This is a genomic window from Paenibacillus paridis (assembly GCF_006345825.1).
In the GTDB taxonomy this organism is placed as follows: Bacteria; Bacillota; Bacilli; order Paenibacillales; family Paenibacillaceae; genus Pristimantibacillus; species Pristimantibacillus paridis.
In genome coordinates this window covers 88,110-103,318 of the sequence record NZ_VCIX01000090.1, presented here as the reverse complement: position 1 = coordinate 103,318, position 15,209 = coordinate 88,110, and the positions used below count along the sequence as shown (strand labels likewise).

10 protein-coding genes are annotated in these 15,209 nt (G+C 47.8%); 1 reads left to right on the top strand and 9 read right to left on the bottom strand.

The features are described 5' to 3' along the window. Positions 1-7 precede the first annotated feature (7 nt). From FJQ58_RS19805 to FJQ58_RS19775, 7 genes are all read right to left on the bottom strand, one after another. Positions 8-559, bottom strand: a complete 552-nt coding sequence (locus FJQ58_RS19805) for a hypothetical protein (RefSeq protein WP_139996502.1) — start codon at positions 557-559, stop codon at positions 8-10. 12 nt (positions 560-571) lie between these two features. After that, positions 572-1,588 (bottom strand): glycoside hydrolase family protein, encoded by a 1,017-nt coding sequence (locus tag FJQ58_RS19800; RefSeq protein ID WP_139996501.1) that lies wholly within the window; start codon positions 1,586-1,588, stop codon positions 572-574. Between the two features lie 27 nt (positions 1,589-1,615). Further along, the gene (locus tag FJQ58_RS19795; RefSeq protein WP_139996500.1) at positions 1,616-2,488 is read right to left on the bottom strand and encodes a carbohydrate ABC transporter permease; all 873 of its coding nucleotides are present in this window, start codon (positions 2,486-2,488) and stop codon (positions 1,616-1,618) included. An 11-nt stretch (positions 2,489-2,499) separates the two neighbouring features. After that, positions 2,500-3,459 carry an ABC transporter permease gene (locus tag FJQ58_RS19790; RefSeq protein ID WP_139996499.1) on the bottom strand — a complete coding sequence of 320 codons (960 nt, stop codon included), beginning with the start codon at positions 3,457-3,459 and terminating at the stop codon, positions 2,500-2,502. A gap of 77 nt (positions 3,460-3,536) precedes the next feature. Next, the gene (locus tag FJQ58_RS19785; protein WP_162341624.1) at positions 3,537-5,195 is read right to left on the bottom strand and encodes a type 2 periplasmic-binding domain-containing protein; all 1,659 of its coding nucleotides are present in this window, start codon (positions 5,193-5,195) and stop codon (positions 3,537-3,539) included. Between the two features lie 115 nt (positions 5,196-5,310). Continuing rightward, positions 5,311-6,981, bottom strand: a complete 1,671-nt coding sequence (locus FJQ58_RS19780; RefSeq protein ID WP_162341622.1) for a response regulator — start codon at positions 6,979-6,981, stop codon at positions 5,311-5,313. 19 nt (positions 6,982-7,000) lie between these two features. Beyond that, the gene (locus FJQ58_RS19775) at positions 7,001-8,761 is read right to left on the bottom strand and encodes a sensor histidine kinase (protein WP_139996496.1); all 1,761 of its coding nucleotides are present in this window, start codon (positions 8,759-8,761) and stop codon (positions 7,001-7,003) included. A gap of 219 nt (positions 8,762-8,980) precedes the next feature. Between FJQ58_RS19775 and FJQ58_RS19770 the strand changes: the two genes are divergently transcribed. Continuing rightward, a complete protein-coding gene (locus tag FJQ58_RS19770) occupies positions 8,981-10,396 on the top strand; it encodes a glycoside hydrolase family protein (RefSeq protein ID WP_139996495.1) in 1,416 nt (471 codons plus the stop codon). 60 nt (positions 10,397-10,456) lie between these two features. Here FJQ58_RS19770 and FJQ58_RS19765 read toward each other — a convergent pair whose 3' ends face one another. Together FJQ58_RS19765 and FJQ58_RS19760 are read right to left on the bottom strand one after the other, a co-directional pair. Beyond that, positions 10,457-11,602 (bottom strand): response regulator, encoded by a 1,146-nt coding sequence (locus FJQ58_RS19765; RefSeq protein ID WP_162341619.1) that lies wholly within the window; start codon positions 11,600-11,602, stop codon positions 10,457-10,459. A 22-nt stretch (positions 11,603-11,624) separates the two neighbouring features. After that, positions 11,625-14,708 carry a histidine kinase gene (locus FJQ58_RS19760; RefSeq protein ID WP_238404203.1) on the bottom strand — a complete coding sequence of 1,028 codons (3,084 nt, stop codon included), beginning with the start codon at positions 14,706-14,708 and terminating at the stop codon, positions 11,625-11,627. Between the last annotated feature and the right edge of the window lie 501 nt (positions 14,709-15,209).

The following is a 15,209-nucleotide window of genomic DNA, read 5'->3' as shown; positions in this document are numbered from 1 at the left end:
CTGTTATTTATCCGTAAGCAACTTCATCATACCAAGGCAGATCCTTCGATAATGCCGCCCTGCGATAAAATGCCTCGGCTTGTTTCTCATCCAAACCGTTCATCAGTGCCAAAGCAAATGCTCCGGCCAGTGCCTCCGCATGCTCGTGCTCACCAAACGTAATGACCCGATTAGCCGCCATATTTACGCTGCTCTCCGGTAAGATGAGAATGTCCGCTTGCGAACCCGCTATGGCATATTTATTCAGGTCGGGCTTCATGTAGACGAGCACAGTTGTCGCGCCGGCTTCCTTGGCATAGCTTAACGCCTTTCTCAGTAACGGCTCCGGCAGGTTTGTTTCCATAAACAACGAATCTCCAGGCATCAGCCGGTGATATAAACGCTGTAGCCTGCGTTCCGTTATCGGGCCTTGTTCCCATGCTTCGCAAAGAAATACATGATTATGGGCAAGCTTGCTTACCAGCGCTTGGTCAGCGATGCCGATATAATTAGCATCCGCCTTCATCCTTGCCGCAGCTATCGCGATTCCCGGCGATTGAAGCACATAGGTTCTAGACATGGCCGTTCCTCCTCATGACTGTTCCTCTACTTGAATCTCCGTATAATAGATTCTATACGTCCATAAAAAACCTTGATCCATGAGTTCGGAGACCGTGACAGCCACTTGAGGCACTCTGCCCTGCGGCTGCCAGCCGAACGCGTCTTTGATTAGACCTGCGTTATGATTGCGGGGAAAACCCGTATCTCCTTGATCGATGTTGTACAGGACCTGCCAGCCGCCTTCATTCCGCTCAAAGTTTTGTCTAGAAATTACACAAACCTGAGAATAGGAGGAGATAAAGCCAGGAACGCGCTCGCGGTCGAAGGGCGTACCTTCCCTCGTCAAATAGTACAGATCCTGCTGCCGGTCCCACATGAGCGACGGGTTAAATACGGCTACCGCACCTTCCTTATCCTTGTTCGTTATCCCTCCCTCATGCATCGCTACTTCCTCCGTTATGATTGGATGGTCCGCATCCGAGAGGTCAAAGTCTCGCCAAAAAGTTCTCGTTCCGATCAGGCGCCTCTCGTACTCATGTACGGATTGCGTATACAGCATGCGGAATTTCCCTTTGCCATCCAGCGATATTACGCAAGGCTGCCCCGCACCCCAATGAAATACCTCTTCATAGTTCACGATGGGGTTGCCATCATATTTGACATAAGGCCCTTGGATCTCCTTGGCAAAAGCGATCCCGATTTGGTTATGGTAGCTGTAATGGATATCGCAGCCTAAGAAAACCATCATCCATGGATAGGTTTCACCTTGATACCGAAATTCCCCTTGGATGACATCGGGATCGCATACATGGATGTTATCCCATCCCAGCCGAGAAGGCTCAAGCACGCGGAACTTGTCCCCAAATTGCCACGTACCGTCCACAAGCTTGCCTTTTCGCGCATAAATGTCATCAATAACAAGGCCTGGCCACGTATTGGCACAAAAGAAAATGTACATCGTTTCTTCATCGGTACACACGGGCGAAGGGCAGTAATTATAGATGCCCTCCTCCTCGTCAAACATTTGATAAACCCCAGCTTTAGGCATCGATTTCCCTCCAATGTTCCATTTGAGTTATCCTTTAAGCGACCCGACCATAAAGCCCGTAACGAAATATCGCTGCAAAAAAGGATAGACGCATAAAATCGGTACGGTGCTCACCATGATAGCTGCCATCCGAATCGTTTGTACGCTGATCTTGCGCTGTACCTGCGGAGGGATATATTGGCTGTTCGATATGACGTCCGCTTCCCGGATCATTTTCATCAACAAAAGCTGCAGCGGCATTAAATCCCTTTTGGTCGTAAAGATCATCGCATCAAAGAACGAGTTCCAATGATACACCGCATTCCACAGCCCGACAGTGGCCAGCACGGGCACAGAAAGCGGAATAAACATAGACAGAAAAATGCGAAACTCATTGGCCCCGTCAACGGTTGCCGACTCATGCAGCTCCTCCGGAATCTCTCGGAAAAACGAGTTGAAAATAATCATGTTAAACACAGAAAACATAGACGGAATAATATACACCCAAAAGGAGTTAATCAGCGCTAGGTTTTTTAATACAAGAAAGTAAGGAATGAGTCCCCCGCCAAAAAACAAGGTGATCAGATGGAGCCAATAATAAGGGCTGCGCCAAATTAAATTTTTCCGTGACATGGCATAGGACACCATCGCGGTAAACAGGATGCTCGTTAAGGTGCCGATGACGGTGCGAAGGATGCTGACCTTAAGCCCCACGTACAACCTCTCGTCCTGCAGCACAACGCCGTAGTTAGCAAGGCTGAATTCCCGCGGAAACAAAAATACCCCGCCCCGCATATAGTCGCTTCCTTCGTTAAAAGATCCAATAAGCACAAAATAAATCGGATAGATGGTAATGACGCAAAAGAGTGCCAGAAAGGTGTAATTCAACACAATAAACCAGTCGAACCGTTTGGTAACCATTTGTTCCCCTCCTAAAAAATACCGCGGCCGGCAATGCGTTTGCTAAGAAGATGCCCGGCCACCAGCAGCACCAGCGCTACCAGGGACTTGAACAGCCCTACCGCTGTCGTATAGGAATAACGCATCTGGGTGATCCCCATTTTGTACACAAAGGTATCGATAACTTCGCTGCGTTCCAGATTCAACGGATTTTGGAATACCCAAATATGATCGAAGGACGAATTAAGTAGATTGCTGACGGACAGCAGGAAAAAAACGATGATCGTTCCCGATATGGATGGAAGCGTAATATGCCAAATCCGTCTAAACCTTCCCGCTCCGTCAATCGTTGCTGCCTCGTACAAAGTGGGATCTATAGACGTAATTGCTGCCAAATAGATGATCGAGCCCCAGCCCAACCCCTTAATAATAGAGGTGATGATGATTAACCCCCAGAAGGCCGTTGCCTCCCCCAGTATCGCGACTGGCTCGTCAATGAAACCAAGCTTCATTAGAATCGGAACGACAACGCCAGACTCTACGGACAGCATGTTAATGACGATGCCGCCAAAGACAATCCAGGAAATAAAATGCGGAAAATAGGTGATTGATTGCACGAATTTTTTGTAGCGCTTGTGGACGATCTCGCTAATCAAAATGGCAAAAATAATTGGTGCCGGAAAATTGATTAACAGCTGCAGCAAATTCAGTCCAATCGTATTAAACAAAATATCTCTAAATTGATAATCGTTAATAAATTCCTTAAAATAAGAGAATCCCACCCATGGTGCCTCCACTACGCTCTTCATGAGATTGACCGAGTAATCCGCTTTCTTAAACGCTATGACAATGCCGAACATCGGCAAATAATTAAAGATCAGTATAAAAACGATGCCGCAAAGCGCCATGAACTGGATTTGCCACTGCTTCCATAAACGTCTGGGCAAACTGGGCTGCGGTCGAAGCTTGGTCAAAGCGGTTTCTTGCTGCATGAGAAGTGCCTCCTCCTGTCCCCATTAGCGCCCGTGCGCCTAAATCCGGCAGACGCACAGGCCTATGTTATCGGTTGTTATTTGTATAGCGGCCAGGAGTGCTTGATACCGAGTGCTTCTTTTGCATTTTGGAACAGCTCATTCGTGTATGCATCATATTCGGACCTGCCCATTTCATCGAGCTTCGCAAGCGTATCCTCATATATGCTGCGTGCCTTCTCCTCCGATTCAGCCATGATAATCCGCGGCAGCTCTCTGCCCCAAAATAAGGAGAGCCGGTTGCCCGTTTCCAGCATCTTGTCGCGGCCTGGATGATCCGGGATCGGTTTGCCGCCGGAAGCGCTCGTATCGTAGCTGTATGGAATTAACGGTTTCTTCATGTTCGACTCGGCCAGGTAGCTGTCCACTGGTTTATCCGGCTGCGGGAACAAATCTCTTACCGAATACCAGTCCATCAGCAGGTTGAAGCCCATTCCCCATTTTTTCTCCGACCCGTCTCCCTTGGCGAGTGTCTCCGTATACTCCTCCGTCCATGCAATCGTGCCATCCGCATTATATGTATACGTTTCGCCCTCCCAGCCAAAATGGACGATATGCTGGCCTTCCTTGCTGTTCAAAAACTGCATGAGCTTAATAATCCGTTCATGCGCCTTGGATTCCTTGCCCACCATCGTAACGAGCCAGCCGAAGCCGCGGATATCCGTCAGAACCGGATCCTCGCCTGCATAATTCCGCAAAGCAAATGCTTCAAATTGCGCGGCATCGTCATTGTTATACAGCGTACGCATGGAATCGGTAAAATCCTGTGGCGAAGTCAAGCTAGAAAACACTCTGCCGCTCGCGATTTTCTCATTAATTTGGTCCCGCTTATCTGTAAAATTATCTTTGGAAATGAGTCCTCTGTTATAAGCATCATTTAAGAAACGCAGCGTATCCCAATACTTTGCATCATACCTGCGGTTATTGTAGGTTCCGTCTTCCTTCTCATATGGAATCGCAAAATTTTCGACCAGCCAGTCGAGCGAGCTATTCCCGTTTGAAGTAAACTCATAGAGCTGAAGCGGAATGACCGGCTTGCCGTCATACGTTTTCACTTCATTTTTCACTCGTTCCAATACATCCAGAAACTTATCTGCTGTAGAAATATCCGGACGCCCCAGCTGCTCGTAAATATCGCTTCTTAGCGTAAAGGCGCTGTTCGATTCAAGCTGCTCGCCGGGCTTTAACGCATAGCTGGAATAAGCAAAGTTAGGCAAGACGTACGTATTGCCGTCCGATTCCTTATACCAATTGAAAATATCCTCATATGGCTTAAAGTCTGGGGCATATTTCTCGATCAGCTCGTTTAAAGAGATCAAATAGCCGCCCTTCGCTAGGCTTGTTTTGTAATCCATCCAAGACTCCACCGTGATGATATCCGGAATTTGCCCGGTAGCGATCATGGCTGACATTTGCTCCGAGCCATCTCCGGCCGGCGTAATGAAATTAATATTAAGACCGAATTTGTCGCGAATCAGCTGCGAGAATTTATCCTTGCCATAATCGCCGCTATATTTCCACCAGGACAAATTCACGTACCAATCGATATCCAATACTTCCTGTGCTGGCGGATTCGTTCCGTTCGTGTTTCCTTCTTGTTGTTCCTCGTTGCGATCGTTTCCGGTGCAAGCCGGCAAAACCGTCATGGCCGCGAATAGGAATAGAAGCATGGTCAACATCCATTTCTTGCTTCTCATTGCGTAACCCCCTAATATGCTCATTGCTGTTTTTGATTGGCTAGGCCTATAACCGTAGCTCCATTGTATGGGGAAACCCAATGAGCCATCTACTTTGATATTGTTACCTGATGGACTATCTTTCGTTTACCTGCAGCTGTTCGCGGTACTCCTGCGGGGTCATCTGGGTAGCCTTCTTGAAGAAGCGGTAAAAATAATGCTCGGACAAAAAACCGACCGCTTTGGAGACATCGCCGATTCGGTACTGCGGCTCCGCAAGCAGCTCCTTGGCTCTTGCCAGCTTCAACTCGTTAATCGTCTCTGATAATGCCTTTCCTGCCTTCTGCTTGTACAATCGCGACAAATAGGAAGGATTATGGCCAATGGCAAAGGCCATCGTCTTCAGGGATAAATCGCCGCCTAAATGGCTACTCAGGTAAGCATGAATGCTTTGCACGACGCGATTTTCCTCATGTTCTTCCGCAGGCAGGCACTGCTCCAAGATGTATCTTGCCAATCGCTGCAGCTGCTCCATCTGCCAATCCCAGTTGCTCGCTAAGCCGGTTTCAAGGCTGGCTTGCAGCTCCGAAATCCACACCGGCATTTCTGCAAGGTTAAGCTTCTCCAAATAGGCAAGCAGCAAAGCATAGATTGAGCTGGATATTTGCAAACAGACGATCGTATGCCGACCATGGAAAGCCTGCTCTCCAATATGAAGCAAGAGCTCCAATACCCGATGAAACTCCTCTTTGTTTTTGTGCTCCAGACAATAGGCTAAATGCTCATAATGCTTAAAGATCTCTAAGCGATCCGGAAAGCTTCTGCTCTCCCCCGCTTGATCCGAACGCTGCCGCTCATCCAGTACAAGCTGCTGCTTCTTAATCGAAGAGGTCATGTTATTTTTCAATTGGTCGAGATGCTCGCCTAGCTGCGGCCATTCAAACGGATGGCCGCCAATGGCAAATGACATCGACAGATTAAGCAAATCCCGGCAAGAGGATTGAATGCATTCAAAGGTGCCATAGACAAAATGGGACGTCATATTCATCGTGCTGGCAATTTGCGTATGATCGATCCAAGGCTCGGCTTTGGATTGCATCAGCCATATGATTTTCGAACGGTCGTAAATAAAGGAGTAATGAATCATCGATAGCGATAAATATTCATTGGCAATGTTTTGAACCGCGTAGAGCAGCAAGGAGCGATCGTACTGCGAATAAGGCTGCTCCCATTCATCCACTTTAGCGATTACCGCGAACAGTTGCTTCTCTGGCAGCAATGGGATCTGCAGCTCGTCAAGCTGCTGAGGCAAAGATTTATAGGCCACTTTATCGCCAAGGAGCAAACTTTCAAAAAACTCCCTTTGCAGTGCCCCAAGCGCCTGCTTCACTTGTTTTTTTGCATCTTCCAGTAGGGTTTTGGCTTCCTGTTCTCCTTGAACAAGCTTAATCGCCGCATAAACCGCCGCTACAATGACCTCATCCTCTTCCGTCTTCAAAATATAATTAACGGAGCCCTGCCGAATGGCCTCCTGCGCATAATTAAAATCGTCGTAGCCCGATAGAAAAATAACCTTGCAATACGGCCATCGGGCAACCATAATTTTTTGCAATTCCAATCCGTTCATGCCTGGCATCCGTATATCGGTAATTACAATATCCATTTGGGTCGTCATGAGCACATTCAAGGCTTCCGCCGCTGAATAAGCGCCTGCGACCTCGATTTCCGGGTGCCGGGCTGGATTAAACAGCTCCACCAAGCCATTCACGACATATTCTTCGTTGTCTACAATCAATAACCGGTACATGTTCGGCTTCCTCCTTAAGTTAGCTGGAATGAATCGGCAATCGCAGCATGACATGCAGCCCGCCGTCCTTGCTCCGACCAATCGTCAATCCATAGGCTTGTCCAAACTTCAACTGGACTCTCCGATGGATATTCAAAATGCCTGTGGTCTCAATGTCTCTGCCCTGGGACAATAACAGCTGCTGCAAGCTCTCAACCGTCGCTTCTGTCAAGCCGATGCCATTATCCTCGATGTGAATGAGCAGCTCTTCCTCCGCCAGCTCAAACCAAATGTGCAAAATTCCCTGCTCGTGATGATCCTCTAGCCCGTATTCAAAAGCGTTTTCTACGATGGGCTGCAAAATCAGCCTCGGTACGATAAGCTGTTCTGCTGCTGCCGGAAGCAGATCGATTTGAACGGCCAGCTTGCTTCCGAAGCGCAGGCTCTGAATGCCAATGTAAGCTTCAATATGCGACATTTCTTCTTTGAGCAGAGCCTCATCTTCCTTGTTGCGCGTAATAAACCGGAAAAATTGGCCTAAGTATTTGGTCAGCCGCTTGGCGTTTTCGATATCATCAAGCTGGATGATCCGATTCAGCAGAAAAAAGATGTTATACAGGAAATGCGGGTTAATTTGAGCCTGCAGCTGCTTTAATTCGGCCCGGTTCAGCCTCAGCTCATGCTCATATACGTCATTGATCAATCCTTCCAATCTGCCGGACATTTTATTGAACTGCTGATATAAATAGTTGAATTCATCCTTGCGGTCCGATTCGAGCAGCGTATTGAACACCCCCTTCTCCAATCGCCGGAAAGCTCCTGTCAGCCGAATCATCGGCTTATGAATGAGACTGTAAATCCAGGTGGAGAAGAAAATAATAACCAATAGCGATGTCGCCGCCAAAATGAAATAAATCCTTTTGTACCATTTGATAGGGCCCAGAAAGCTATTCTCCGGTACGTAAGCGACAAGCGTTGCACCCAGCAAGGAGGATGATTCATAAGCAAAAACGTAAGCGCTGCCATCAATCATAAACCTTCCGATTCCGCTGGCGTCTTCCTCCGCTTTGCCCAGCTGCAGCAGCCTAAGCAGCTCCTCATTATTCATCCCCTCCTGGGGCAGCGAGCCAAGCAGCCATTTGCCCTCCCGGTCAACAATTAACGCTTCGCCGCCATTATAGGTCGCAACTTCCCGCAAGGAGCGTTCCATGTTTGTTTTGGACAAAATGATCTCCAGCCATATTTTCGGAGTACCCTCCTGCATCTCTTTCTTGGGATAATGCTCGCCCATGATGAGCTCGCCTTGATTGGAGGCGATGTGCTTCCGCGAAAGGTAAAGCCCCTGAAGCTCCTCGATATCTGCTTCCTCTACCTGCTGCTCAATGAGATCATTATGGATCGTCGTCTCCAAGTCCGTTAGCATCAGCTTGATCTTATGGACAAATAAGCTGGAATCCTTAAACTGCTGCAGTCTTCGCTCAATATCCTGTTTGGCATAGATAATATCGCTGTCCGAATAAATGGTGTGGTACCTCATTAAATTTTGCACGGAGCTGTCCAGAATGTATTTCTGCTTCATCCGGATCAATCTTTCCATTTCCAGCTCGAATGTATTTAAATAAAAATGGGCATTCGATTTCAGCGAATTCGTGATCTCGCCTGAAATCGCCGCTTCACCTGAACGGTTAATAAGCGCGCTAACAATAAAGACGGGGGTGATCGCTATCAAAAAAACAAGAATCAGCTTCTGGAACAGATTGATGCCTGTGGTCGGGATTTTTTTGAAAAATCGTAATCTCATCGCTGCCAACTCGCTTCCCTTTGCCCTATCGATTAAGGTCTCCTTTACTTATTCTGTAGCACGAACGCTACTCCTCTGTCTTCTGTTTACCTCTTCCTTCCCTGGCAAGTAAACAAAAGACAGTCAAGATATCGAAGTAGCGAACTATTTGATGAAATAGCTATGATTAAACAGACCCAAGCTAGGGTCACAGTACACATTCGTCAGGGGGAAAATAGTATGGGGAAGCTTAAAGCATTTGGTTTGCTGGTTCTTGTTCTTATTTTCGCAGTTTTGCCGCTTCAGACCGCTAAGGCAGCCGTCTTGTGGAACTCGCCAACGTTAGCGGAGGTTTACAATCCCGCCGGCAATACCTACGCTTATGCGCCGACGGTTATCCGCGACGGCAGCACGGAGCATATGTGGAGCTGCCATAATGCGCAAGCTGGTGTCGTCAAGGACCATATTTTTTATACCAAAATCGTAAACGGCAGCGTGATTGAATCCAAATCCGTGCTTGAGGCAGGGCCAGAAGGCGCTTGGGACAGCTACCATGTTTGCGATCCCGCTATCGTCGCTGGCCAATTTCTTTATTCAGGGGTGACGTACGATTACGCGTTGTTTTATTTGGGGAATGATGTGAATGCCAGCTACCACAACCAGATTGGCGTCGCTTTCTCGAACGACTTATCCGGCGAATGGGTGAAATATCCCTCGCCTATTATCGAATACCCCAACGATGGCTATTGGGGAGTCGGGCAGCCTTCCGCTACCAGCATTGACGGCCAAGGCGGGCTATTGCTGTTTTATACGAAAGGCGATCCAAGCGCCACGGGAGGCTACCGCGTCCAATTAAACCTAAGCGACATGAGCGCGCCTGTGATTGGCACCTCGCTGCAATTGACGAATAGCGGATTAACCGACAGCAACGGCAATCCGGACTGGCTTAACAACTTTGACATGGTTTATGATCCGACGCGGGATCGCTTCTTCGCCGTACGGGATCAGCGCCCTTTCCCGAGCGATAATCCAGCTTATATCAGTGCCAGCCTGCAGGTCGTTAGCATCGAGGGAAGCTTTGTTTGGGGCGGCGGCGGATCATGGAAGGTCGAAGGAGCGCTAGGCAGCGCCATTTCCGGAAAGCCGCGCAACCATAATGCGGCACTCCTCCGAACGCCGTATGGCACGCTTCCTAATCCCGCAAAAACGGAGGTTTATTTTACGGTTAGCTTGGCGGGCTCGGCATTAAGCACGATTCCTGAATATACGTATGACATCTGGCGGGTAGAAGGCGAATTAACGGATGGGGACAGCCTATTGGAGAAACCGCTAACCGCGTTCAGCAGCAAGCTGTTTTCGGTTGATCGCTTGACTCACAACTTGAATACGAATGTATTCGAGATCCATGGCAGCTCCAAGAAGAAAATAAATCAAGCCTGGGTAGGCTATCAAATGTTTGACACGAGGGGTTACTTGATTGAGGCCGGGACCGCTTACCCGAATGCCATTAACGAAGAAGGAAAATTCACGATCCCCATTCTAAAGCCTGCCGGTATCGACAGCCAAACTATTAGGCTTGAGGTCTACTTCCTGTCTGCCAAAGGACAAAAGCTTAGCTCCAAATCAGCCAATGTATCCTTTTCCTTCTCTACTTGATAAAACAAGATTAGCCCACACAACGAGACAGCCCTCTTCGGAGGGCTCCTCCCGCTCCCACTAATTATGCAGTGTTTTGATTTCCTTTATCTGCTTATACAGCTGGATCGTTGCATCTGCCGGCCGAATTCGAAGCTCTGCCAATCTTTCCACGAGCAAAAAATATACCCTTTGTACCTGTGCGTGATTGCCTAGCTTTACATATGCTTGCATAAGCAGGCGGTATAAAGGCTCTTCGCACGGGGATAGCTGTATCGCGCGCTCAGCCGTTTCGATTGCTTTATAGTAGTCTCCCTTTTCGATGTAAAGGTTAACTAGCCAAACAAACCACTGCATCGCCATTTTCTCCATTTGTATGCTTTCTTGAACGGCCCAGGGATAATCCTCATCCTGCAAAAAATTAAACCGATACAGCTCCATCAATTGCTCCAGTTCTTCTAGCGGAGCTTCCTCCTCGTTTTTCCATCGTTTTAAACCCCTTTTAAACTGCTCAACATCCACCTCGACTTGACCTGCGTCCAACATGTATTTTTCATTCTCGTAGTTCAGTACGCGGCTAACGCCAAGCTCCTTGAAATGTTTGCGAAGCAAACTAACGCACGTATGAAAATAAACCTTGGCATTCTGATAAGGGTCATCGGGCCACAGCTTATCCAGAATCCGGTCGCGATGAACCGGAACAAAACCTTGCAGCGCCAAGAAAGCAAGCAGCTCTTTTTCTTTGGTCGTCCTCCACTTCAGGCTCGCACCGCTCTCGGTAAAAACCTGTAAGGTTCCGAGCATCCGAATATTTAGCTTGACTGGCAGCTGTTCGTCATCGCCATCGCTTAGTGGCCTGCTTCCTTCTAATCGCTTACTCAATCGATCGATCGTAATCCCGAGACGGTTCATCTCCAAGGGCTTGAGTAAATAATCCATAGCGGCATGCTCAAATGCTTTGACCGCATACTGATTATAAGCGGTAACAAAAACGATCTCGGCGTTAGGATATTTCATGCGGATCCGGTCCGCAAGCTCGATTCCATTCATTTCAGGCATATCAATGTCTAGAAACCACACATCCGGCAGCATATGGCCAAATGCAGCTATCGCATCAAAAGCGTTGCTTGACCTTCCGATGACCTGGACCTTGCCCGTTTTGACAAGGAACAGCTCTAGTATGTTTAACGCATGCTCCTCATCATCCACGATAAACGCTTTAATCATGCGGCTCCCCCCTTTACTGCTTTTAATCATTTAAATACGAGATCGGCAGCCAAATGGTCACCTTCGTTCCAATGCCAAGTTCACTTTCCACCACCGGCGATTTTCCGGTAAGATGCTCCACGCGCCTTCTGATATTTCGAAAGCCAACTCCTTGCTCTGGCGAATCAGGCCCAAGCATCGCCAGTACCTGACCTTTGGCCATCCCCACTCCGTCATCGGCAACCTCGACCTTTACCAAACCGTTTTCCTGTTGAATCGATAAGCGCACCGTGCCGCCTTTCACCTTTTTGGATACGCCATGCCTGATCGCATTTTCCACGAGCGGCTCAATCGTCAGAGGAATAATGCGTATGCCGTTCAGACTCTCATCCACATCAAACTCGATGCTTAACCGGCTCCCAAACCGTTCACGCTCGATTTCCACATAAGCATTGATCAGTTCCATCTCATTGCTGAGCAGAACCGTATCCTCCGTATTATCCTGATGAAAAATAATTCTAAGATACCGGCTGAAAATGCTAAGGAGCTCGCCGGCCCGAGGCCCGTCTGTGTAACAAAGCGACATAATTGTGCTGAGCGTATTATATAAAAAGTGAGGCTTGATTTGGGATCGCAAAAAAGCCATTTCGCTCCGCGCGGCATCCTGTACCAGCTGCTTCATGGAAAGCAGCGTATGGATTCGAACCCAAATTTCTCCTGAATCAAATGGTCGCGTAATAAAATCGCTGCCGCCCGCAGCTATTCCCGCTTCAATATCCGCAGGCGTATTTCGGGTACCAATCAATAAAATGGGCAGTTCAGCATGGTTAAAACGGCGGCGAATTTGCCTGCACAGCTCATAACCGTTCGAATTCGGCAGCAGCGCATCCACGATAACCAAATCAGGGCGTTCAGTCACAATCCGCGAGTAAACTTCTCCGTTGTCCCCAGCACTGATCGTTTGATAACCTTCCATCGCAAGCATGCCGTACAAATGCTCCACATCAACCAAATTCGCCGAGGCGATCATAATGGTGGATTCCGCATTACTTCCGGGTCGAACCGCAGTTCTCAGACGCCGCCGGCGAGAAGCCTCCGCGTTCGGAATAGGCAGAGATACAGACCGCCCACTCTGCTCTGCTTCAGCATGCTGCAACAGGAGCGTGACCGAATCCGCTGCATCATCTATGACCATTTGTCCGCCCATCAGCTTAATCAATTCCATCGCCATAGACATTCCCATTGCAAAGCCCTTATGAGTCTCTTCCTCCCATGGTGCTTGCCGCGCCTCGTCTATCGCCTTAAGTTCGGCTGTCTTTTGCCGAAAAATAACTCGAACGCCTTCCTTGTCCCCTATGCTCTCAATGGACACAAGCTTGCCGCTCTGATTTTTTAATAAATGATGAATAACTTGAATAAGCACCTGCAAAAGTCGGTTCTCATCGGCCCATACAAACCTGGCATCGGGATTGATTTGATGAATAAAGCTTGTGTTTTTCCCTCTTGCCAAAAAATCAAAAACCTCGATCACAACCGAGATGCTCATCGCTAGATCAACCGTCCGGCTTTCGACCTTTAGACTGCCTTCCTTCATATGGGCAGCATCAATAATATCTTTAACCATATTAGACATCCGGTAGGCGATATTTCGTATCCGGTTGAGCTTCTCTTCTGCCTCCGTTAGCCGCAAACTTAGGGGCAATGCAGCCAGCAGCGAGTCGGACATATTGATAATGCCGTTCAGAGGCGTATTCAGCTCATGCGAAGTAACGAGCAAAAACTCGTCTTTCATACGGTCTGCGATTTGCAGCCGCTCTGTCAGTTTTCTCATCGAACGGTAGACGCCTATGTATTGGTAAGCCAGAAAAAACGAGATAAATAACAGCAGCATCAGACTGGTCAAATTCGTTAAGGTAGGGGGAATGAGATGCATATTGCTCAAAATAACGACAGTGCTTCCCATCAAACATAACCACACGGTTGCCAGCAGGATTTGAAATTGGCGCGTATCGAGCGAGCCAAACCGCTTTTTCAAATAGAAATGGAATAGAACAACCGTAAGCGTCGCGCAGACGAGATAAACGTAGCCATATAAAGCTTCTTGAACATGAGAATAGATAGAAAAAGGCAGAAATAGAATAGCGGTACAGTATGCCGATAGAACCCAAACCGATAATAACAAAAACTTGCGCAGCCACATTACGGAGGCCAGCCTCCATGAAATAAAAAACAACAGGGCCGGGCCCATATATACCGAAATGTATTTGATTTTGAATGCTAACTCAAAGGGAATATCGGGGAAAAGCATCAGAAACAGCCGTTCCCCATTCGTAATGACACTTATGCTAAAACAGAATGAAAACGCTGAAAGCAAGAGCATCAAGGGGTTGCGGTCAAACCGAAAGGACAAGAATAGAAACAATAACCCAAAGAGCAGCAGCATCATGACGCACATTAATTCAAATCCCGCGCGCAATTGACTGCGAATCTCCAAGTCCTTCCCCATCCCTAACTCAACGGACTCAAATATTCCCCCACTGCGAAAATCATAATTGGCTACCTGCAGCAAAATTTCCACCTCGCTGCTTAAAGGGCGAAAATAAGCAGTGTAAGGAACATTGCGCGGCTCATAGTCCGCTTTAGAAATACCGGTCTTCCCCGATGAACCCAGAAGCTGGCCATCCACATAAAGCTTGTCCGCAAAGCGAACATAAGGCTTGCCTATCGCCAGCGTCTGGTTGGTTGGAACATTGCGGAGCAGCAGACGGTAAGTGCCGTATCCTTGTCCCCGCATCTTTTCATCGCTTCCGCCATGCCAGCCATCCCAATTGCCAGGCACCTGAATAGTAGGCAGCGCCGCAGCCTCGTGCTTCGTTTTCTCCGGCGTCAATAATTGGTTGGGAAAGAAGGACCATTCCCCATCAAGCGGAAAGATACGGTTCGCTTCCCAATCCCAGCCTGCCAAATCCAGCACGCCATTCTCGATGGCAGGAGCCTCCCTGTGCTGCCCGATCTGCCAAGCAATAAACAAAGCTCCCGCCAGCGTAATCAGCAGCAACCCCGTTGCAAATGGGTCCTTCCCTAGCTTCCATAGCCTTACTAGCTTCAATGGTTTCAATATTATCATTAGCTTCACTGGGGAAATTCCCCTCTCCGATCGTGCTCATGTGCACTTCATGATAAATTGAAACGGAATAACTTACAAGCCTATCTGGCGTTGTTCAGTAATTGTTAAGCGGCCGTCGTTATCGTGAGGCGCAAAGCGGTAGGCGTATCATCCAATGAGGCTGTTTGGTTATGATTTTTTAGCGGTGTGCAGAAAAAAACACATGGCTTCATTACATCCATGTGTTGATTTTCGTTATGATTCCCCTTGAGATGATTTAGATGGATTTTCTCCTGTTAATCTGAAGAATTTCAGCATTTATTGGCATTTAGAAGGAAATCTTCCTGCTAATTCGATGAGTTCTGCCAATATTCTAGCAAAATGATTATATTAATGGGACAAATTCCCGTTATTTCACAACAAAATCAAATGCGCCTATTTTAACGGTAGGAAATCCATCTAATTTGTTTCGAAACGTAAACCCTTTATAATCATCATGAAATGCTTGGTTCCTAGCTTTAT